This is a genomic window from Streptomyces sp. NBC_01723 (assembly GCF_036246005.1).
In the GTDB taxonomy this organism is placed as follows: Bacteria; Actinomycetota; Actinomycetes; order Streptomycetales; family Streptomycetaceae; genus Streptomyces.
Genome location: NZ_CP109171.1, coordinates 4832940 through 4853913, shown reverse-complemented (window position 1 = coordinate 4853913; position 20974 = coordinate 4832940). Strand labels below are relative to the sequence as shown.

16 protein-coding genes are annotated in these 20974 nt (G+C 71.1%); 6 read left to right on the top strand and 10 right to left on the bottom strand.

What is annotated here, in order from left to right; genetic code table 11:
• The first annotated feature begins 40 nt into the window (after window positions 1-40).
• The gene (locus tag OIE75_RS22540) at window positions 41-988 is read left to right on the top strand and encodes a LysR family transcriptional regulator (protein WP_307014562.1); all 948 of its coding nucleotides are present in this window, start codon (window positions 41-43) and stop codon (window positions 986-988) included.
• A gap of 107 nt (window positions 989-1095) precedes the next feature.
• Window positions 1096-2469 carry a carbohydrate-binding protein gene (locus OIE75_RS22535; RefSeq protein ID WP_329471969.1) on the top strand — a complete coding sequence of 458 codons (1374 nt, stop codon included), beginning with the start codon at window positions 1096-1098 and terminating at the stop codon, window positions 2467-2469.
• A gap of 107 nt (window positions 2470-2576) precedes the next feature.
• Here the strand turns inward: OIE75_RS22535 and OIE75_RS22530 are convergent, their stop codons facing one another.
• From OIE75_RS22530 to OIE75_RS22520, 3 genes are all read right to left on the bottom strand, one after another.
• Window positions 2577-3743 carry a hypothetical protein gene (locus tag OIE75_RS22530; RefSeq protein WP_329471968.1) on the bottom strand — a complete coding sequence of 389 codons (1167 nt, stop codon included), beginning with the start codon at window positions 3741-3743 and terminating at the stop codon, window positions 2577-2579.
• Window positions 3744-3883: 140 nt separating this feature from the next.
• Entirely contained in the window at window positions 3884-4516 is a 633-nt protein-coding gene (locus tag OIE75_RS22525; protein WP_307014559.1) for a response regulator, read from the bottom strand.
• Window positions 4516-5805, bottom strand: a complete 1290-nt coding sequence (locus tag OIE75_RS22520) for a sensor histidine kinase (protein ID WP_307014557.1) — start codon at window positions 5803-5805, stop codon at window positions 4516-4518. Before OIE75_RS22520 ends, OIE75_RS22525 begins: the two co-directional genes overlap by 1 nt.
• 171 nt (window positions 5806-5976) lie before the next feature.
• Between OIE75_RS22520 and OIE75_RS22515 the strand changes: the two genes are divergently transcribed.
• From OIE75_RS22515 to OIE75_RS22505, 3 genes are read left to right on the top strand one after another with little or no spacing between them, the layout of a single operon-like run.
• A complete protein-coding gene (locus OIE75_RS22515; RefSeq protein WP_329471967.1) occupies window positions 5977-6723 on the top strand; it encodes an ABC transporter ATP-binding protein in 747 nt (248 codons plus the stop codon).
• Window positions 6717-6860: a hypothetical protein gene (locus OIE75_RS22510; protein WP_329471966.1), complete on the top strand. Its 144-nt coding sequence runs from the start codon at window positions 6717-6719 to the stop codon at window positions 6858-6860. The genes OIE75_RS22515 and OIE75_RS22510 overlap by 7 nt, the downstream gene beginning before the upstream one ends.
• Entirely contained in the window at window positions 6854-9301 is a 2448-nt protein-coding gene (locus OIE75_RS22505; RefSeq protein WP_329471965.1) for an ABC transporter permease, read from the top strand. Before OIE75_RS22510 ends, OIE75_RS22505 begins: the two co-directional genes overlap by 7 nt.
• A gap of 109 nt (window positions 9302-9410) precedes the next feature.
• On the opposite strand, the gene tuf is transcribed toward OIE75_RS22505, so the two are convergent.
• The 5 genes from tuf to OIE75_RS22480 all read right to left on the bottom strand — a co-directional run bounded on the left by tuf (window position 9411) and on the right by OIE75_RS22480 (window position 15060).
• Window positions 9411-10604 (bottom strand): elongation factor Tu, encoded by a 1194-nt coding sequence (tuf, locus tag OIE75_RS22500; RefSeq protein ID WP_064729336.1) that lies wholly within the window; start codon window positions 10602-10604, stop codon window positions 9411-9413.
• A 168-nt stretch (window positions 10605-10772) separates the two neighbouring features.
• Window positions 10773-12899: an elongation factor G gene (fusA, locus tag OIE75_RS22495; RefSeq protein ID WP_125492299.1), complete on the bottom strand. Its 2127-nt coding sequence runs from the start codon at window positions 12897-12899 to the stop codon at window positions 10773-10775.
• Window positions 12900-12938: 39 nt separating this feature from the next.
• Window positions 12939-13409, bottom strand: a complete 471-nt coding sequence (rpsG, locus tag OIE75_RS22490; RefSeq protein ID WP_003974303.1) for a 30S ribosomal protein S7 — start codon at window positions 13407-13409, stop codon at window positions 12939-12941.
• 2 nt (window positions 13410-13411) lie between these two features.
• Window positions 13412-13783, bottom strand: coding sequence for a 30S ribosomal protein S12 (gene rpsL, locus OIE75_RS22485; protein WP_003948652.1), 372 nt, complete (start codon window positions 13781-13783; stop codon window positions 13412-13414).
• A gap of 218 nt (window positions 13784-14001) precedes the next feature.
• A complete protein-coding gene (locus OIE75_RS22480) occupies window positions 14002-15060 on the bottom strand; it encodes a glycosyltransferase family 2 protein (RefSeq protein ID WP_329471964.1) in 1059 nt (352 codons plus the stop codon).
• A gap of 101 nt (window positions 15061-15161) precedes the next feature.
• Here OIE75_RS22480 and OIE75_RS22475 point away from each other — a divergent pair, with 101 nt between their 5' ends.
• Window positions 15162-16454: a hypothetical protein gene (locus tag OIE75_RS22475; RefSeq protein WP_329471963.1), complete on the top strand. Its 1293-nt coding sequence runs from the start codon at window positions 15162-15164 to the stop codon at window positions 16452-16454.
• Between the two features lie 24 nt (window positions 16455-16478).
• Here the strand turns inward: OIE75_RS22475 and OIE75_RS22470 are convergent, their stop codons facing one another.
• Window positions 16479-16880 (bottom strand): DUF3592 domain-containing protein, encoded by a 402-nt coding sequence (locus OIE75_RS22470; RefSeq protein ID WP_307014549.1) that lies wholly within the window; start codon window positions 16878-16880, stop codon window positions 16479-16481.
• A gap of 135 nt (window positions 16881-17015) precedes the next feature.
• Window positions 17016-20915, bottom strand: a complete 3900-nt coding sequence (locus OIE75_RS22465; RefSeq protein ID WP_307014548.1) for a DNA-directed RNA polymerase subunit beta' — start codon at window positions 20913-20915, stop codon at window positions 17016-17018.
• Window positions 20916-20974 lie beyond the last annotated feature (59 nt).

The window sequence follows — 20974 nt, the reverse complement described above, 5'->3', positions numbered from 1 at the left end:
GCCTCTTGCCCCCGCCCCTCCCCCGCCGCAAGCTCCCCCTATGGAGCTGGAGTTGCGGCATCTCAGGACGGTCCGGGCCATCGCCGACGCCGGCAGCCTCACCAGGGCGGCGACGGCGCTCGGACTCGCGCAGCCCGCGTTGAGCGCCCAGCTGAAGCGGATCGAACGGGCGCTGGGCGGGGCGTTGTTCGTCCGGGGGCGGCACGGGGTGCGGGCCACCGCGCTCGGGGAGCTGGTGCTGGAGCGCAGCCGGATCGTGCTGCCCGCGGTGACCGAGCTGCAGCAGGAGGCGGCCCGGTTCGCGCGGGCCCCGCGGACCGCGCGGCACCTGCGGCTGGGCGGCACCCACGGGCCGCTCCTCGGCGCCCTGGTGGACCGGCTCGCCGACGTGGCACCGGACGCCCGGATGACGACCTGCACCTCCTGGTCGGAGCGGGAGCTGGCCGAGCAGCTGGCCGACGGTCGGCTGGACTTCGCGCTCGCCGGGACCTGCGGGTCGGCGGCCCCGCCCGGCGCCGAGGGGCTGGTCTGGCGGGAGGTCGCCGTCGACCCGGTCTTCGTGATGATGCCCGGCGGCCACCCGCTCGCCGGCCGGCCGGAGGTGGACCTGACCGAGCTGGCGGGCGAGGAGTGGGCCTGCGTACCCGGCGACGGCTGCTTCGGCGACTGCTTCACCGCCTCGTGCGCCCGCGCCGGGTTCACCCCGCGCCGCATGTACGAGACCGACACCGCGTCCCTCGTCCACCTGGTGCAGGTGGGCCGGGCGGCCGGCCTGTGCCGGGCGACCTTCCCGACCACCCCCGGCATCGTCACCCGCCCGCTCACCGGCACCCCACTGGCCTGGCGGCACCTGCTGGGCTGGCACGAGGTGACGCAGCAGCGGGACACCGCCGCGACCGTGCTGGCGCAGGCGCGGATGGCGCACGCAGGCGTGGCGGCGGGCAGCGACACCTACACCGAGTGGATGGCGGCGCACCGCGTACCGTGACGGCGCTTTCCATAACGCCGGGGAGAGGGCCGGCCGACGTCTTATGGACACCGGTCGTCCCTCCCTACGGTTTCGGCACCTCCCCACCGAGACCGAGGAGATCCCCCATGCCCCACCGACACCGACAGACCAGAGCCGTGGGTGCCGCCGTCGCCGCGACGGCCGCCCTGCTCGTGGCCGGGCTCAGCGGCTCCGCGAGCGCCGGGACGGCACCCTTCCCCGCCGCGCCCACGGCCGCCGAGGCGCTGCGCGCCGACGCCGCCCCGCCCGCCCTGCTCCGGGCCATGGAGCGCGACCTCGGCCTCGACCGGGAGCAGGCCGAACGCCGGCTCGTGAACGAGGCCGAGGCCGGTGCCGTCGCGGGCCGGCTGCGGGCCGACCTCGGCGGCGACTTCGCGGGCGCCTGGGTGCGCGGCGCCGAGTCCGGCACGCTGACCGTGGCGACGACGGACGCGGCCGACGTGGCGGTGATCGAGGCGCGGGGCGCGGTGGCCGAGGTCGTCCGGCACTCGCTCGCCGACCTGGACGCGGCCAAGTCCCGGCTGGACCGGGCGGCCGCGCACCGGGACACCACCGACGCGCCGGTCCGGTACGTCGACGTACGCACGAACACGGTCACCGTGCAGGCCGTACGCCCGTCCGCGGCCCGCGCCCTCCTCGACGCGGCCGGTGTCGGCGCCGGGCTCGCGCGCGTGGAGACGTCGGCCGAGCGGCCCCGCCCGCTGTACGACCTGCGGGGTGGCGAGGCGTACTACATCAACAACAGCGGGCGCTGCTCGATCGGCTTCCCCGTCACCAAGGGCACCCAGCAGGGCTTCGCCACCGCCGGTCACTGCGGCCGGGCGGGCGCGAGCACGAGCGGCGCGAACCGGGTGGCCCAGGGCACCTTCCAGGGGTCGGTCTTCCCCGGCCGCGACATGGCCTGGGTGGCCACCAACTCCCAGTGGACGGCCACGCCCTACGTCAACGGGGCGGGCGGTCAGAACGTGCAGGTCGCCGGGTCGACGCAGGCCCCGGTCGGCGCGTCCGTGTGCCGTTCCGGTTCCACCACCGGCTGGCACTGCGGCACCATCCAGCAGCACGACACCAGCGTGACCTACCCCGAGGGGACCATCAGCGGCGTCACCCGCACCACGGTGTGCGCCGAGCCCGGCGACTCTGGCGGCTCGTACATATCCGGCAGCCAGGCGCAGGGCGTCACCTCGGGCGGGTCGGGCAACTGCGGCAGCGGCGGCACGACCTTCTTCCAGCCGGTCAACCCGCTGCTCCAGAACTACGGCCTCACCCTGAAGACGACCGGGGGCGGCGGCGAGGACCCGGGCGAGCCCGGAGAGCCCGGCGGCACCTGGGCGGCCGGCACCGTCTACCAGGCGGGCGACACGGTGACGTACGGCGGCGCCACCTACCGCTGCCTCCAGGGCCACCAGGCCCAGCAGGGCTGGGAGCCGTCGAACGTGCCGGCGCTGTGGCAGCGGGTGTGAGCGGCTGAGAGCCCCACGAGTCCCACGCGGGATGACGGGGGACGACGAGGGACGGGCCCGGGTGCGCGCAGGGAGAGCGCACCCGGGCCCGGTCGCGCCGTGCGGCGTCAGGTGCGGGTGACCTCGCCGCAGGAACCGTCCGGTGTGAGGGGCTCGGTGCGGTCGTACGGGTCGATCGCGGGCCCGGTGGGCCGCTCGCCTTCGGGGCGGTCGTCGGCGAACCCGGGGTGCAGGTAGCCGTCGTGGACATCGCAATTGGTGTTGTTGTGCTCGGCGAAGTACTTCTCCAGCACCAGCTTGCCCTCGGTCACGTCCCAGGCGGCCGGGTCGTTGAGCGTCAGGGTCAGTTCGCGGCGGACGATGGTGCGGGCCACCGGGCCGTCGGGGTCGTCGGTCCGCACCAGCGGGTAGACGAAGGTGTAGTCGGCGTTCACCTTCACTTCGCCGGGCTCCCCGGCGGCGAGCGTCATGCGGCCGCGGACCTTGACCACGTCGCCGGCCGGGCGGGTCTCGGCCGGGTCGAACCGGGTGAAGAGCAGCAGCGGGTCGTGCTCCTCGTCCGGTTCCCGCAGCGAGCGGCGCAGGTCGGGCAGCAGCTTGGGCTGCTTCGGGTCGAGGACGGCCAGCGCCTTGTCCGGCCGGCCGCCGCGCAGGACGGCGGGGTCCAGGTTGGCGGCGACCAGCAGATCCTTGGTGCGGCGCAGCGCGAACGCCACGTCGTCCTCGCTCATCCCGGAGAGCGCCTTCGCCTTCGGGACCTCGATGGCGTCGGCGCCCTCGGCCCACTGTTCGGCGGGCGAGCCGCGGAAGGGGTGCTCGGGCGTGGCCCGGCCGGAGTCGGCGGGGTCGCCGGGGGCGCCGGTCGGCCGCGCGGTCTCGGCCGCCAAGGGCTGTCCGGAGCCGCCTTCGTCGTCCGGCAGCACCAGCGAGGGCCGTACGGCGACGACCGCGAGCGCCGCCAGGACCAGTACGCCGACGACCGCGCCCATCCGCCGCTTCCGGGAGCCGCCCGCCGACGGCGCCGGGCCGGTACGCCATCCCGGCGGGGACGGCGGCCCCTGGTCCTTACGCCCGCCACGAGGGTCGGCACGCCGGGCCGCCTCGTCCTCCTCCCGCAGCCGCCGGGCCACCATCCGGGCACGCGCGGAGGGCTCCTTGGGCGCGGAGGTGCCACCGCCTTCGGTGGCCTCCCGCAGGAACGACTCCAGTTGCTCGTCGGACAGGGAGGACGACGGTTCGTCGTCGGAACGGTCGGGGGGCGGGACGGTACTCACGGACTCACTTTCCGGTGCGGGGCGGCGGCCGGCGGGAACTTCCGGCGATCAATCGTGCCGTCCCGAACAGGAGAAGTGCAGGGCCACGATGGGTTCGTGACCCAATCACAACCCCCGTCGCGGGCAGGCGAACGGCCGCCTCACGCCCGCAGATACGCCAGGACCGCCAGCACCCTGCGGTGGGTATCGGTCGCCGGAGGCAGGTCGAGCTTGGTGAGGATGCTCCCGATGTGCTTGCCCACCGCGGCCTCGGAGACGACGAGTTGGCCGGCGACCGCCGCGTTGGACCTGCCCTCCGCGACCAGCGCGAGCACCTCCCGCTCACGCGGGGTGAGCCGCTCCAGCGGGTCCCGGCGGCGGCGCAGCAACTGGCGTACCACCTCCGGGTCGACGACCGTGCCGCCGTCCGCGACCTCGGTCAGCGCCTCGACGAACTCCTCGACCTGGCCGACGCGGTCCTTCAGCAGGTAGCCGACACCCGTTCCGTCACCGGAGTCCAGCAGCTCGGCGGCGTAGGTCCGCTGCACGTACTGGCTGAGGACGAGGACGGGCAGGGCCGGGCTCCGCTCCCGCAGCCGCACCGCCGCGTGCAGGCCCTCGTCCTGGAAGCCGGGCGGCATGCGGACGTCGGTGACCACGACGTCCGGGGCGTGCTCCGCCACCGCCGCGACCAGCGCCTCCGCGTCCCCGACGGCGGCCACCACCTCGTGCCCGCAGCGGGCGAGCAGGCCGGTCAGCCCGTCCCGCAGCAACACGCTGTCCTCGGCCAGCACTACGCGAAGCGTTCGGTCCACTCGCAAGGAATCTCCACGCGCAACAGGGTCGGTCCGCCCGGCGGGCTGGACAGGGAGAGTCTGCCATCCAGCACCGACACCCGGTCGGCGAGACCGGTCAGCCCACTGCCCGCCCCGGCGTCGGCGCCGCCCCGGCCGTCGTCCCGGACCTCCAGGAACAGCCGTCCGTCGAGGTGCCCGCCGGTCACCTCCGCGCGGTCGGCGCCGCTGTGCCTGCCGACGTTGGCGAGGGCCTCGCGGACCACGAAGTAGGCTGCGGCCTCCACCGCCTGGGGCAGCCTCCCGGCCAGCTCCAGGGTGACGTCGACGGGCACGGCGGACCGGTCGGCGGCGTCGGCCACCGCGGCCTGAAGGCCGTAGTCGGCGAGGACCTTGGGGTGGATGCCGTGGATCAGCTCCCGCAGTTCCTCCAGCGCCTTGCCCGCCTCACCGTGCGCCTTGGCGAGCTGATCGGCCAGCGGGCCGGGCGGCGCGTCCAGCCGGGCCAGGCCGAGGGCCATCGTCAGGGCCACCAGACGCTGCTGCGCCCCGTCGTGCAGATCGCGCTCGATACGGCGCCGCTCCGACTCGAACGCGTCCACCAACCGCACGCGCGAGCGGGTCAGTTCGACGACCCTTGCGCCCAGGTCGCCGTCGCGCGGGGCGATCAGGACCCGGGTCAGCTCGGCCCGCGCACCGGCGGCCAGACCGAGCGCGTAGCCGCCCAGGGCGAGGAGCAGCAGGCCCAGCAGCGCGGCGCCGAACGCGGTCGGCCAGGTGGTGACCGTCCACGTCTTGAGCACCTTCGCCTCCTCGCCGCCGCCGACGGTCGCCATCAGCAGCGGGGTGGCCACCATGGACAGCGGTGTGGCCAGGGCCGCGGTGACGACCACGGCGTCCACCGGCCAGAGCAGACCGGCGAACAGCAGGGCGTGGCCCAGCTCCCGCCAGGTCGCCCGCTCCCGCAGCCGGGTGGTCAGCCAGGGCCACAGCCCCGGGACGGCCGGCCGCCGGTGCCGGTCCGGGGCGGGGTCGCGGTCGACGATGCGCAGCCGGTACCGCTCCAGGTGGGCGACGGGTATGCCCGCGAGGACGGTGAGGACCAGCAGCGGCAGGCCCACCACGACGACGGCGAGGACACCGGCGACGGTGGCGGCGGCCACGATCCCCACCAGGGTCACGGCACCGGCCACCGCCCCGGTCACCAGGTGGGCGACCGCGCGCCAGGGCCACGCCGACAGCAGGAAGCCGGGTCCGGACATGGCCTGCCACACGTTCCGAGGGTGCATGCGGATCACCGTAGAACTCCCCTCCGCGGCCGGACCATCGGCCCAGGGGGCGCTTCGGGGGTATGGCCCGCCCTACCCCGTATCTCGCCTCTGCCTCACTGCGCCGCAGGGGTCGCGGACGGTTTCGTGGAGTCACCAGCGCAGAAGGCGACGAAGGTTGAGTGGGGACACATGAACAACAGCGCGGTCCACGCGGTCCGGTTGCGGGCCGTCAGCAGACGGTACGGGGCGGGCGACCGCACCGTGACGGCCCTCGACGACGTCTCCCTGGCCTTCCCCAGGGGTAGCTTCACCGCCGTCATGGGCCCCTCCGGCTCGGGCAAGTCGACCCTCCTGCAGTGCGCAGCCGGTCTCGACCGGCCCACGTCCGGGTCGGTCGTCGTCGGGGACACCGAGCTGACCCGGCTGAGCGAGACCAGGCTGACGCTGCTGCGCCGCGAGCGCATCGGCTTCGTCTTCCAGGCGTTCAACCTGCTGCCGTCGCTGACCGCCGAGCAGAACGTGGCGCTGCCGCTCCGGCTGGCCGGACGCCGGCCCGGCCGCGCGCAGGTGCGCGAGGTGCTGCGGCGGGTGGGACTCGGCGACCGGGCCGGACACCGGCCCAGCGAGCTGTCCGGTGGCCAGCAGCAGCGCGTCGCCCTGGCCCGCGCCCTGATCACCCGCCCCGACGTGCTCTTCGGCGACGAGCCGACCGGCGCCCTGGACTCGCGGACCGGCCACGAGGTGCTGACGCTGCTGCGCGGCATGGTCGACGAAGCGGGCCAGACCGTCGTCATGGTCACCCACGACCCGGTCGCCGCCTCCTACGCCGACCGCGTGGTCTTCCTGGTCGACGGTCACGTCCACGGCGAACTGACCGGCGCGAACGCCGACGACATCGCGTCCCGCATGACCCGGCTGGAGGCCGTGCCGTGCTGAACCCCGCCATGGACGCACCCGCCCGAGGTCCGGAGCGGTTCGTCCCCTTCGCCGACCGCATGGCCGGCGAACCGGCCGGTGCGGGCGCCGACGCCGTCACCACCCCCATGACCCGGCTGGAGGCCCTCCCGTGCTGAGTGTCGCCCTGCGCACCCTGCGCACCCGCTGGGCCACCTTCGCCGGCAGCTTCGTCGCGCTGTCGCTGGGCGTCGCCCTGCTCGCCGTGACGGGGCTGGCCCTCGCCTCGTCGCTGGACGCGCCCGACCGGGAGCCGGAGCGGTTCGCCGCGGCGTCGGTCGTGGTGCGCGGCCAGGACACCCTGCGGGTCCCCACGCCGGTCGGCGACCGCACGCACGAGCTGGCCCGGCCGCGTGCCGTGCCGGCCGGGACCGTCGCGGAACTGGAGCGGCTCGGCCGGGTCGTCGCGGACCGGTCCTTCCCGGTACGCGCCGAGGGCGGGCCCGGTGACCTGGTGGGCCACCCTTGGTCCACCGCCGCGTTCGCCCCGTACGCGATCGACGCGGGCCGCGCGCCACGCACCGACGGCGAGGTCGCCGTCACCGGCGGCTGGGCCGCGCCGGGCGAGCGGCTGCGCACCGACCGCGGTGTCGTCCGGGTCGTGGGCACCGTGCCGGACCATGGCTTCGAGAACGCCGTCTTCTACACCGACGCCGAGGCCGCGCGGCTCTCCCCCGTCAGCCTTCAGCTCACGGTCGACGCGGACGCCTCGGCCGTGCGGGACGCGGTGCGCGGCAGCCCGGGGGTGCGCGTCCTCACCGGGGACGACCGCAGGCTCGCCGACGCCGATCCGGACCGGGACCGCGAGGCACTGACGGCGATGAACGCCATGTTCGGCACGGCCGGCGGCGTCACCGCCTTCGTGTCGGTGTTCGTCGTCGCCTCCACGTTCGCCTTCACCGTGGCGCAGCGGCGCCGGGAGTTCGGGCTGCTGCGCACCGCCGGGGCGACACCCGGGCAGCTCCGCGCGCTGGTGACGGCCGAGGCCCTGGGGGTGGGCGTGCTCGCCTCCGCGGCCGGCTGCGGGCTCGGCGCGTGGGGTGCGCCGCACCTGGCCGCACGGGTGGTCGACAGCGGCCTGGCACCGGCCTGGTTCACCATCGGCGACCACACCTGGCCATACCACATGGCCTTCTGGACGGGGCTCCTCGTCGCCCTGTGCGGCGTGCTCGCCGCGGCCTGGCGGGCGGGCCGCACGGCCCCGGCACAGGCGCTGCGCGAGGCGTCCGTGGACACCGGCGCGATGACGTGGGGCCGGTGGCTGTTCGGCGGGGGCCTGCTGCTGACCGCCCTGGTGACGCTCGGCATCGCGCTGGCCGGGGACCCCGGCGGCCTGCTGCACCGCAAGACGTACGTGAGCCGTCCGATGCTGCTGATCACCGCGGTGGCGATGCTCGCCCCCGTCGTGGTGGGACCGCTGTCGCGGCTCCTGGCCCGGCTGCCCGGCGCGACGGGCCTGCTGGTGCGGGAGAACGCCGCCGCCGGGGTGCGCCGTACGGCCGCCGTCGCGGCGCCCGTGCTGGTGACGGTCGCCCTCGCGGGCTCGCTGCTCGGTGCCACCGCGACGCTCGACGAGGCCGAGGCCGCCGAGACGCGCGAGCGGACCGCCGCCGCCTTCGTGGTCACGGCGGCGGGCGGCGCGGGCCTGGACGCCCGGGCCGTGGACCGGCTGCGCTCGGTACCCGGCACTGTGGTCTCGCCGACCGCGTCCAGCGCGGTGTACGTCCTGGAGGAGGGCACCGCGCTCATCAGGTCCGACGCGCGTGCCGTCGCCGACCCCGAGGCCCTCGCCGCCACCACCCGGCTGCCGCTCACGCAGGGCAGGACGACCGAGCTCGACGACGCCTCGATCATCGTCAACGGGGAGTGGGAGCGGCACTCCGTGGGCCGGAGCGTGCGGGTGTGGCTCGGGGACGGCACCCGCAGGACGCTGCGCATCGCCGCCGTGATGGCGACCGGCACCGGCGGCAACGGCGTCTACGTCACGCGGGCCAACGCCCCCGGCGCCCCGGTCGACCGGGTGGACGTCGCCCTCGCGGACGGCGCCGACGCCGGGGCCGTGGCCACCGGGCTGCGCGAGGCGGTGGGCGCGACCGGCGGGCGGGTGTCGAGCCGGGACGAGTGGGTCGCGGCCGCCTCCCCGGGGACCAACGGCACGACGCGGGCGGGTCTCCTCCTGGTGCTGGGCATCGCCCTGCTCTACACCGGGATCGCCCTGGTCAACACCATGGTGATGGCCACCGCCGACCGGGGGCGCGAGCTGGCGGTGCTGCGGCTGGCCGGGGCCACCCGATGGCAGGTACTGCGGATGGTCGGTGCCGAGTCGCTGCTGGTGGTGGCGGTCGGCGGGCTGCTCGGGCTGGTGGTGGCCGGGCTCAACCTGGCGGGGATGTGGGGTGCGCTGGCCCTGCTCTCGGTGGACACCACCATCGAGCTGCCGTGGGCGGCCCTCGGCGGGGTGGTGGTCTCCTGCGCCGTCTTCGCGGTGATCGCCTCGGTGGTCCCGGCGGGGCTCGCCACGCGGCGCCGCGCGGTGGAACTCGCGGGGACGCGCGAGTAGCCCCACCGCTCCCCCGGACATGCGAAGGGCCCGTACGACCGGAGTCGTACGGGCCCCTCTCAGGCATCAGCCCATGTCAGGTCGGTGGACCGACAAGCAAGCGGAGAGCTTACTTGTTGATCTTGGTGACCTGGCCGGCGCCCACGGTCCGGCCACCCTCACGGATGGCGAACTTCAGGCCCTCTTCCATGGCGACGGGCTGGATGAGCTCCACCTTCATCTCGGTGTTGTCACCCGGCATGACCATCTCGGTGCCCTCGGGGAGGGTCACGACGCCGGTCACGTCCGTCGTACGGAAGTAGAACTGCGGACGGTAGTTGTTGAAGAACGGCGTGTGGCGGCCACCCTCGTCCTTGGACAGGATGTAGGCCTGCGCCTCGAACTCGGTGTGCGGGGTGACCGAGCCCGGCTTGATGATGACCTGGCCGCGCTCGACGTCCTCGCGCTTGATGCCGCGGAGCAGGAGGCCGACGTTCTCACCGGCCTGGCCCTCGTCGAGCAGCTTGCGGAACATCTCGATGCCGGTGACCGTGGTGGTGGTCTTCTCGGTCTTGATGCCGATGATGTCGACGGTCTCGTTGACCTTGAGGATGCCGCGCTCGATACGACCGGTGACGACGGTGCCACGACCGGTGATCGTGAAGACGTCCTCGATCGGCATCAGGAACGGCTTGTCGACGTCGCGCTCGGGCTCCGGGATGGACTCGTCCACGGCCTTCATGAGCTCGAGGACCGAGTTGCCCCACTCCTTGTCGCCCTCGAGGGCCTTCAGAGCGGAGACCTTGACGACCGGAAGCTCGTCGCCCGGGAACTCGTACTCGGAGAGGAGCTCACGCACCTCGAGCTCGACGAGCTCCAGGATCTCCTCGTCGTCCACCATGTCGGCCTTGTTCAGGGCGACGACGATGTACGGAACGCCGACCTGGCGGGCCAGGAGCACGTGCTCCTTGGTCTGCGGCATCGGGCCGTCGGTCGCGGCGACCACGAGGATGGCGCCGTCCATCTGCGCCGCACCCGTGATCATGTTCTTGATGTAGTCCGCGTGACCGGGGCAGTCGACGTGGGCGTAGTGACGCGTCTCCGTCTGGTACTCGACGTGCGCGATGGAGATCGTGATACCGCGCTGGCGCTCCTCAGGAGCCTTGTCGATCTGGTCGAAGGCCGAGGCCTCGTTCAGGTCGGGGTACGCGTCATGCAGCACCTTGGTAATGGCGGCCGTGAGGGTCGTCTTACCGTGGTCGATGTGACCGATGGTGCCGATGTTGACGTGCGGCTTAGTCCGCTCGAACTTCGCCTTCGCCACTGGGGTCCTCCTGTGGAGTGGTTCTGTACGCCTTACTCATCGGCGCCAGGTGATCTTTGCTGGAAAGCCCGGGTGCCGGGGCATTCCGCCGGGTTGTGGCGGAATGCCCCATGCAGGCTCCGGGGTCAAGCCTAAAGCGTGAGAACGGGGTCCGGTAAACGGACTCTGTTACTCGCCCTTGGCCTTCGCGATGATCTCCTCGGCGACGTTCCGGGGAACCTCGGCGTAGGAGTCGAACTGCATCGAGTAGCTTGCGCGACCCGACGTCTTGCTGCGGAGGTCTCCGACGTAGCCGAACATCTCCGACAGCGGCACGAGGCCCTTCACGACGCGGGCACCCATCCGCTCCTCCATGGCCTGGATCTGGCCACGGCGGGAGTTGATGTCACCGATGACGTCGCCCATGTAGTCCTCGGGCGTGGTGACCTCGACGGCCATCATCGGCTCGAGGAGCACGGGCGAAGCCTTGCGCGCGGCCTCCTTGAAGGCCTGCGAACCGGCGATCTTGAAGGCGAGCTCGGAGGAGTCGACCTCGTGGTAGCCACCGTCGATGAGCGTGACGCGGACGCCCGTCATCTCGTAGCCGGCCAGGATGCCGAACTGCATGGCCTCCTGAGCACCGGCGTCCACCGAAGGGATGTACTCCTTCGGGATGCGGCCACCGGTCACCTTGTTCACGAACTCGTACGAGGCGTCGCCGCCCTCGATCGGCTCGATCGCGATCTGCACCTTGGCGAACTGACCGGTACCACCGGTCTGCTTCTTGTGGGTGTAGTCCACGCGCTCGACGGCCTTGCGGATCGTCTCACGGTACGCGACCTGCGGCTTGCCGACGTTGGCCTCGACCTTGAACTCACGGCGCATGCGGTCGACCAGCACCTCGAGGTGCAGCTCGCCCATACCGCCGATGATGGTCTGGCCGGTCTCCTCGTCCGAGTGGACCTGGAAGGAGGGGTCCTCCTCGGCCAGGCGCTGGATCGCGACGCCGAGCTTCTCCTGGTCGCCCTTCGACTTGGGCTCGATGGCGACCTGGATGACCGGCGCCGGGAAGTCCATGGACTCCAGGATGACCGGGCTCTTGTCGTCGGACAGCGTCTCACCGGTGGTGGTCTGCTTCAGGCCCATGACGGCGACGATGTCGCCGGCGCCCACCGACTCGATCTCCTCACGCTTGTTCGCGTGCATGCGGTAGATCTTGCCGATGCGCTCCTTCTTGCCCTTGACGGAGTTCAGCACCGCGGTGCCGGACTGCAGGCGGCCCGAGTAGACCCGGACGAAGGTGAGCTTGCCGAGGTGCGGGTCGCTCATGATCTTGAACGCGAGCGCGGCCAGCGGCTCTTCCTCGGACGGCTTGCGCTTGACGACGACCTCGGGGTCCTTGACGTCGTGGCCCTCGATGGCCTCGACGTCGAGCGGGGTCGGCAGGTAGCGCACGACCGCGTCGAGCAGGGGCTGGACGCCCTTGTTCTTGAACGCGGTGCCGCAGAACACCGGGGTGACCGTGGTGTCGCTGGACTTGCCGGACGCGATGGTGACACGACGGATCGCGGCGTACAGCTGCTCCTCGGTGGGCTCCTGGCCCTCGAGGAACATCTCCATGATCTCTTCGTCGTTCTCCGCGACGGCCTCGACCAGCTTGCCGCGCCACTCCTCGGCGGCCTCGGCGTGCGTGGCCGGGATGTCGACGGTGTCGTACATCTCGCCCTTGGCGGCCTCGGCGGACCACACGAGCGCCTTCATGCGGACCAGGTCCACGACGCCCTTGAAGTCGGCCTCGGCACCGATCGGGAGCTGCATGACGAGCGGCTGGGCGCCCAGGCGGTCCGAGATCATCTCCACGCAGCGGTGGAACTCGGCGCCGGTGCGGTCCAGCTTGTTCACGAAGCAGATGCGGGGCACGCCGTAACGGTCGGCCTGACGCCACACCGTCTCGGACTGCGGCTCGACACCGGCGACACCGTCGAACACGGTCACGGCACCGTCGAGCACACGCAGGGAACGCTCCACCTCGACGGTGAAGTCGACGTGCCCCGGGGTGTCGATGATGTTGATCGTGTAGTCGTTGTCCTCGAGCGGCCAGTGACAGGTGGTCGCAGCAGACGTGATCGTGATGCCACGCTCCTGCTCCTGCTCCATCCAGTCCATCGTGGCGGCGCCGTCGTGGACCTCACCGATCTTGTAGCTGACGCCGGTGTAGAACAGGATCCGCTCGGTGGTGGTCGTCTTGCCCGCGTCGATGTGGGCCATGATCCCGATGTTGCGGACCTTGGCCAGGTCAAGTGAAGTGGTAGCCATAAGGCTTCAGTCTTCTCTCGGTCTCGATGGGGGTAGCGACTACCAGCGGTAGTGCGCGAAGGCCTTGTTGGACTCGGCCATCTTGTGCGTGTCCTCGCGCTTCTTCACAGCGGCACCGAGGCCGTTGGAGGCGTCGAGGAGCTCGTTGAGCAGACGCTCGGTCATGGTCTTCTCGCGACGGGCGCGGGAGTAACCGACGAGCCAGCGCAGCGCGAGGGTGTTGGCGCGACCGGGCTTGACCTCGATCGGCACCTGGTACGTCGCACCACCGACGCGGCGGGACTTGACCTCGAGGGTCGGCTTGATGTTCTCGAGAGCGCGCTTCAGCGTGATGACCGGGTCGTTGCCGGTCTTCTCGCGCAGGCCCTCCATGGCGCCGTAGACGATGCGCTCGGCGGTGGAGCGCTTGCCGTTCAGCAGCACCTTGTTGATCAGGGAGGTCACCAGAGGAGAACCGTAGACCGGGTCGATGATGACCGGGCGCTTCGGGGCGGGGCCCTTACGAGGCATTCTTACTTCTCCTTCTTGGCGCCGTAGCGGCTGCGGGCCTGCTTGCGGTTCTTGACACCCTGGGTGTCGAGCGAACCGCGGATGATCTTGTAGCGAACACCCGGCAGGTCCTTCACACGGCCGCCGCGCACGAGCACGATGGAGTGCTCCTGCAGGTTGTGCCCCTCACCCGGAATGTAAGCGGTGACCTCGATCCCGCTGGTCAGACGCACACGCGCGACCTTACGCAGGGCCGAGTTCGGCTTCTTCGGGGTGGTCGTGAACACACGCGTGCAGACGCCCCGGCGCTGAGGAGAACCCTCGAGTGCGGGCGTCTTGTTCTTCTCGACCTTGTCCTGCCGGCCCTTCCGGACCAGCTGCTGGATCGTAGGCACTACTTCTCCGGTTTCTGTGTGCCGAATGGTGAAGCTAACCTGGAACGTCGCCGACCCACGCGGTCGGGTGTGTCGAAGCCGCGAACCCCTGCCGCCAGGCGGGAGAGAGCGCGGATTGCGGTGGCCGGTCACGACCCTCACCGCGGTGGAAGACACGCACGAGGGCCAGGGCACACCCCAGGCACAAGGTCTGAGCGTACCTACCGCATTCGCTGCGGTCAAAACAAATGGGCGGCGCGGTCGTCCGTACCCGATTCGTCCCTCTGTGTCCCGATCGATCCGCCGCCGGGTGCGGGCGCGGGGACCGGTACGGGCGCGGGCGCCGCCGTGTCGTCCCGGACGAAGTACGTCGGCCGGTTCTGCACCGCCGTGTATATGCGCCCGACGTACTCACCGAGCAGACCGACGCAGATCAGCTGCACCGCCCCGATGAACACGATGCCGGTGAAGAGCGAGGTCCAGCCGGGGACCGTGCGGCCCAGCGCGAAGGCGGTCAGCGTGTAGACCAGCAGCCCCAGGCAGACCACGAAGGCACCGGCGCCCAGCCAGGTGGCGATGCGCAGCGGGGCCGCCGAGAAGCCGGTGACGCTGTCGACGGCGAGGCGGATCATCCGGCCCAGCGGGTACTTCGTGCGGCCGGCGGTGCGCGGCGCGCGCTCGTACGTCACCCGGCCGCTCGGGAAACCCAGCCACGGCACGAGGAGCCGGTAGACCCGCTGCTGGTCCGGCAGGGCCTTCAGCGCGTCCACGGCGGCCCGGCTGAGCAGCCGGAAGTCGCCGGCCTGCGCGAGCACGGACGGGCCCGCCAGGCGCCGCATCAGGCGGTAGTAGACGCCCGCCGACCACCGCTTGAACCCGGAGTCGCTGCGGCGGTCGGCCCGCACGCCGTAGACGATGTCCAGGCCCTGCGTACGGGCCAGCTCCAGCATCTCCGGGATCTTCTCCGGCGGGTCCTGGAGGTCGGCGTCGAGACTGACGACGTAGGCGCCCACGGCCCGGTCCAGGCCCGCGGTCAGAGCCGCCTGGTGTCCGGAGTTGCGCCGCAGCGCGACCACGCGCAGCTCCGGCCAGCCCAGCCGGAAGGCGGCCAGCAGCTCCGCCGTGCGGTCGCCGCTGCCGTCGTCCACCACGACGACCTCGTGCCGCACGCCCAGCTCCGTCAGGACCGGGCGCAACCTGCTGACCAGCGCGGGCAGGACCTCCTCCTCGTTGTACATGGGTATGACGACCGACAGCACGACGGGTTCGTGCTGCTCCGCGTCCGGTTCCTCGGGCACCGCGCCTCCCCTCCCCCTGACACTGAGCACAGATGTGCGACTCTTGTGCGATCTTATGGCAGCAATTGACGGTTGAGGGTGGGCCAAGGGGGATGACAGCCATGGACACGGCTGCCGACGACACGGTGACCGACGGGTCGGACGGCGCACGCACGGCACGGCCCGACGGGCCCCGGGAACGCCCCTGGGCGACCTGGCCGCCCCGGCTGCCGGACGGCGCCCGGCCCTATCTGGCCCCGCTCCTCCTGTACGGCGTCACCAAGCTGGTCGGCCTCGGCGTCTTCGCCACCCTGCTGACGTACGCCGGGGACTTCCGCGAGAAGAACCCGCGCTTCGGCGGCGGCGCCCACTGGTGGGACGTCCTGGCCACCTGGGACGGCTGGTGGTACCTCCAGGTCGCCGAACACGGCTACCACCCCTCCCTGGTCCGGCTCGACTCCGACGGCCTGTTCACGGTCCAGCAGAACTCGGTGGCGTTCTTCCCCCTCTACCCGGCCCTGATCCGCATGGTCTCGGAGTCCACCGGCCTCGGCCTGTACGGCTCCGGGATCCTGGTCTCGGTCGTCTCGTCGTTCATCGCGGCGGCGGGCATCTACGCGGTGATCTCGCTGCTCGCGGGGGCGCGCGCGGGCACCATCGCGGCCGGCCTGTGGGCCGTGGCCCCCGGCGCGGGCGTCGAGTGGGCCGTCTACTCCGAGTCCCTGTTCGTCGCCATCGCCGCCTGGGCCTGCTACGCCGTGATGACCCGGCGCTGGGTGGCGGCCGGCCTGCTCGCCTTCACCGCGGGCCTGAACCGCCCCACCTCAGCCGTGCTCATCGGCGCCGTGGGACTCGCCGCCCTGGTGACGCTGGCCCGCCCGGAGTCCCGGCGCGAACACGGAATACGCGGCCCGGTGTACGCCATGCTCGTCGCCCCGATCGGCCTGCTCGGCTACATCGCCTGGGTCGGCTGGAGCACGGGCGAGGCCACCGCGTACTTCACCCTCCAGCGCGAGGGCTGGGCCCACTTCTTCGACTACGGCGCCTACACCCTGGACGTGCTGCGCAACCTCACGGTGGGCAAGGGCGACTACCACTTCGCCTTCTCCACCCCGGACCTGCTCTCCCTCCAGCTGGTCCTGGCGCTGCCCTTCCTGATCGCCCTGATGCTGCGCAAGCGGCCCCCGCTGGTCCTGGTCGCCTACACCCTGGCCTCCGTCATCACGGTCCTGGGCACCCAGCAGATGTTCGGCAACACCATGCGCTACCTGCTCCCCGCCTTCCCCCTGCTCCTGGCCCCCGCCGCGGCCCTGAGCCGCCTGAAGCTCCCGAGCCTGGTCGTCTTCTTCACCACGGCGTCCCTCGCCTCCGGCTGGTACGCCCACTACGTCATCTTCGAACTGGGCGTGCCGTAGGCACCCCGCGGTGCGGCGGCGCCGTCACAGCGTGAAGAGGAGCCCCGTCACCGCCGCCGCCCACATCGCGCCCATGACGGCCGTCAGGGCTGTGTCGTACCCCACCCGCCGGGCCGCCTCGAACAGCAGCAACGCGCGCTCCGGCCTCCCCGGCTCATGGACGACCTCCACCACGTCACCCACCTCCACCGGGGGGACGGAGTACCTCGACGAGCGGACCGTGTGCTCCTGGCCGGCTCCTGTGGAGTACGTACAGACGGCGCCCACGTAGCCCCCGCTCGGCCAGTAGTGGCTGACGCATTCGCCCTCGACGCGGGTACCCGCGGACTCCAGCCGCTTCGCCTTCCGCAGGGCGTACAGGTTGGTGCACAGCACCAACGCCGAGCCGCACACCATGACGACGAGGAATATTCTTATCGCGAGCATGGACAACTCCCCAGGGCCGGCGGTCGGGTGGCGGGCGGAACGAACGACGCCTCGTGATTCTTCCCTGCGGTCCGCGCACGCCGAAGGGCGGTCACCCCGTACGGGGTGACCGCCCTTCGCTCAATCTGCTACCGCCTACTGGTTGTACGGACCGTAGTCGTAGTCCTCCAGCGGAACGGCCTGGCCGGAGCCCGTGCCGAACGGCGAGTAGTCGATGTCGTCGTAGCCGACGGCCGAGTACATCGCGGCCTTGGCCTCCTCGGTCGGCTCGACCCGGATGTTGCGGTAGCGGGACAGGCCCGTACCGGCCGGGATGAGCTTACCGATGATGACGTTCTCCTTGAGGCCGATGAGGCTGTCGGACTTGGCGTTGATCGCCGCGTCCGTCAGGACCCTCGTCGTCTCCTGGAAGGAGGCGGCCGACAGCCAGGACTCCGTGGCCAGCGAGGCCTTGGTGATACCCATCAGCTGCGGACGACCGGAGGCCGGGTGACCGCCCTCCTGGACCACACGACGGTTCTCGGTCTCGAACTTCGTGCGCTCGACCAGCTCGCCGGGCAGCAGCTCCGCGTCGCCCGACTCGATGATCGTCACGCGGCGCAGCATCTGCCGGATGATGATCTCGATGTGCTTGTCGTGGATCGACACACCCTGCGAGTTGTAGACCTTCTGGACCTCGCCGACCAGGTGGACCTGGACGGCACGCTGACCCAGGATGCGCAGCACGTCGTGCGGGTTGGTGGCACCCACGGTGAGCTTCTGGCCCACCTCGACGTGGTCGCCCTCGCCCACGAGCAGACGGGCACGCTTCGAGATCGGGAACGCCGTCTCGTCGCTGCCGTCGTCCGGGGTGACGACGATCTTCTTCGTCTTCTCGGTCTCCTCGATCCGCACGCGGCCGGAGGCCTCGGAGATCGGGGCGACACCCTTCGGGGTACGGGCCTCGAAGAGCTCGACGACACGCGGCAGACCCTGGGTGATGTCGTCACCGGCCACACCACCGGTGTGGAAGGTACGCATCGTCAGCTGGGTGCCGGGCTCACCGATGGACTGGGCGGCGATGATGCCGACCGCCTCACCGATGTCGACCAGCTTGCCGGTGGCCAGCGAGCGGCCGTAGCACATGGCGCAGGTGCCGACCTGGGACTCGCAGGTCAGGATCGAGCGGGTCTTGACCTCCTCGACGCCGTGGGCGACCAGGGCGTCGATCAGGACGTCACCGAGGTCGACGTTGGCCGGCGCGATCACCTTGCCGTCGATGACGACGTCCTCGGCGAGCATGCGGGCGTAGACGCTGGTCTCGACGTCCTCGGCCTTGCGCAGCGTGCCGTCCGCGTCGCGCGTGGCGATCGGCAGCTTGAGACCGCGCTCGGTGCCGCAGTCCTCCTCGCGAATGATGACGTCCTGGGAGACGTCGACCAGACGACGCGTGAGGTAACCCGAGTCGGCGGTACGCAGAGCGGTGTCCGCCAGACCCTTACGGGCACCGTGCGTGGAGATGAAGTACTCCAGCACGGACAGGCCCTCACGGAAGGAGGCCTTGATGGGACGCGGGATCGTCTCGTTCTTCGCGTTCGACACCAGACCACGCATACCGGCGATCTGACGCATCTGCATCATGTTTCCGCGGGCACCCGAGTTCACCATCATGGAGACCGGGTTGGTCTTCGGGAAGTTGTCGTTCATCGCCTCGGCGACCTCGTTGGTCGCCTTGGTCCAGATCGCGATGAGCTCCTGCGTGCGCTCTTCCTTGGTGATCAGACCGCGCTCGTACTGCTTCTGGACCTTCTCGTCCTGCGCCTCGTAGCCCTTGACGATCTCCTTCTTCGCGTCGGGAACGACGATGTCGGAGATGGCGACGGTGACGCCGGAACGGGTGGCCCAGAAGAAGCCGGCCGCCTTCAGGTTGTCGAGCGTCGCCGCCACGATGACCTTCGGGTAGCGCTCGGCGAGGTCGTTGACGATCTCGGAGAGCTGCTTCTTGCCGACCTCGTAGTCGACGAACGGGTAGTCCTCGGGCAGCAGCTCGTTGAAGAGCGCACGGCCCAGCGTGGTCTTCAGGGTGAAGGTGTCACCCTGCTGCCACTCCGGCTCCCCCTCCTCGCGGGCCGGGGGTTCGAAGCCGCGGGGCGGGATGGTTCCCACCGGGAAGCGGATGTCGATCTTCGCCTGAAGCGTCAGGTCTCCGGCGTCGAACGCCATGATCGCCTCGGCGGAGGAGCCGAAGGCACGGCCCTCGCCCTTGGGGCTACGCCCCTCGGAGTCGGTGGTGAGGAAGAACAGACCGAGGACCATGTCCTGGGTCGGCATCGTCACCGGACGGCCGTCGGCCGGCTTGAGGATGTTGTTCGAGGACAGCATCAGGATGCGGGCCTCGGCCTGCGCCTCCGCGGAGAGCGGCAGGTGGACGGCCATCTGGTCACCGTCGAAGTCCGCGTTGAACGCGGTGCAGACGAGCGGGTGGATCTGGATGGCCTTGCCCTCGACCAGCTGCGGCTCGAAGGCCTGGATGCCGAGGCGGTGCAGCGTGGGCGCACGGTTCAGCAGAACCGGGTGCTCCGCGATGACCTCTTCCAGCACGTCGTACACGACCGTGCGGCCGCGCTCGACCATGCGCTTGGCGCTCTTGATGTTCTGCGCGTGGTTCAGGTCGACCAGGCGCTTCATCACGAACGGCTTGAAGAGCTCCAGCGCCATGGCCTTGGGCAGACCGCACTGGTGCAGCTTCAGCTGCGGGCCGACGACGATGACGGAACGCGCCGAGTAGTCGACTCGCTTGCCGAGCAGGTTCTGACGGAAGCGGCCCTGCTTGCCCTTGAGCATGTCGGACAGCGACTTCAGCGGACGGTTGCCGGGGCCCGTCACCGGGCGACCACGACGGCCGTTGTCGAAGAGCGCGTCGACGGCCTCCTGGAGCATGCGCTTCTCGTTGTTCACGATGATCTCGGGCGCGCCGAGGTCGAGAAGCCGCTTCAGGCGGTTGTTGCGGTTGATGACGCGGCGGTACAGGTCGTTCAGGTCGGAGGTCGCGAAGCGGCCACCGTCCAGCTGCACCATCGGACGCAGGTCCGGCGGGATGACCGGCACGCAGTCGAGCACCATGCCCTTGGGGCTGTTGCTGGTCTGCAGGAACGCGGAGACGACCTTGAGGCGCTTGAGCGCACGGGTCTTCTTCTGGCCCTTGCCGGTACGGATGATCTCGCGGAGGCGCTCGGCCTCCTCGTCGAGGTCGAAGGACTCCAGGCGCTTCTGCAGCGCGGCGGCGCCCATCGAGCCGTCGAAGTAGGTGCCGAAGCGGTCGCGCAGCTCGCGGTAGAGCAGCTCGTCGCCCTCCAGGTCCTGGACCTTGAGGTTCTTGAACCGGCTCCACACCTCGTCGAGGCGGTCGATCTCGCGCTGCGCACGGTCGCGCAGCTGCTTCATCTCGCGCTCGGCACCCTCGCGCACCTTGCGGCGCACGTCGGCCTTGGCGCCCTCGGCCTCCAGCTCGGCCAGGTCGGTCTCGAGCTTCTTGGCGCGGGCCTCCAGGTCGGAGTCGCGGCGCTGCTCGATCTGCTGGCGCTCGACGGAGACGTGGGCCTCCAGCGACGGCAGGTCGCGCGTACGGCGCTCCTCGTCCACGAAGGTGATCATGTACGCGGCGAAGTAGATGACCTTCTCGAGGTCCTTCGGCGCCAGGTCCAGCAGGTAGCCCAGGCGCGACGGGACGCCCTTGAAGTACCAGATGTGGGTGACGGGAGCGGCCAGTTCGATGTGGCCCATCCGCTCACGGCGCACCTTGGCGCGCGTGACCTCGACGCCACAGCGCTCGCAGATGATGCCCTTGAAGCGGACGCGCTTGTACTTGCCGCAGTAGCACTCCCAGTCCCGGGTCGGACCGAAGATCTTCTCGCAGAAGAGTCCGTCCTTCTCGGGCTTGAGGGTGCGGTAGTTGATGGTCTCGGGCTTCTTGACCTCGCCGTGGCTCCACTGACGGATGTCGTCAGCGGTGGCCAGACCGATCCGGAGCTCATCGAAGAAGTTGACGTCGAGCACTATGCGTCAATCCCTCTCAGGGTTGTAAGTCTGTGGTCTGAAACGGGGGTCGCGGGGTC

Coding starts and splice junctions, on each gene's coding strand:
- OIE75_RS22540 (WP_307014562.1), top strand. CDS start 41: ATGGAGCTGGAGTTGCGGCATCTCAGGACGGTCCGGGCCATCGCCGAC.
- OIE75_RS22535 (WP_329471969.1), top strand. CDS start 1,096: ATGCCCCACCGACACCGACAGACCAGAGCCGTGGGTGCCGCCGTCGCC.
- OIE75_RS22520 (WP_307014557.1), bottom strand. CDS start 5,805: ATGCACCCTCGGAACGTGTGGCAGGCCATGTCCGGACCCGGCTTCCTG.
- OIE75_RS22515 (WP_329471967.1), top strand. CDS start 5,977: ATGAACAACAGCGCGGTCCACGCGGTCCGGTTGCGGGCCGTCAGCAGA.
- fusA (WP_125492299.1), bottom strand. CDS start 12,899: ATGGCTACCACTTCACTTGACCTGGCCAAGGTCCGCAACATCGGGATC.
- rpsG (WP_003974303.1), bottom strand. CDS start 13,409: ATGCCTCGTAAGGGCCCCGCCCCGAAGCGCCCGGTCATCATCGACCCG.
- OIE75_RS22475 (WP_329471963.1), top strand. CDS start 15,162: ATGGACACGGCTGCCGACGACACGGTGACCGACGGGTCGGACGGCGCA.
- OIE75_RS22470 (WP_307014549.1), bottom strand. CDS start 16,880: ATGCTCGCGATAAGAATATTCCTCGTCGTCATGGTGTGCGGCTCGGCG.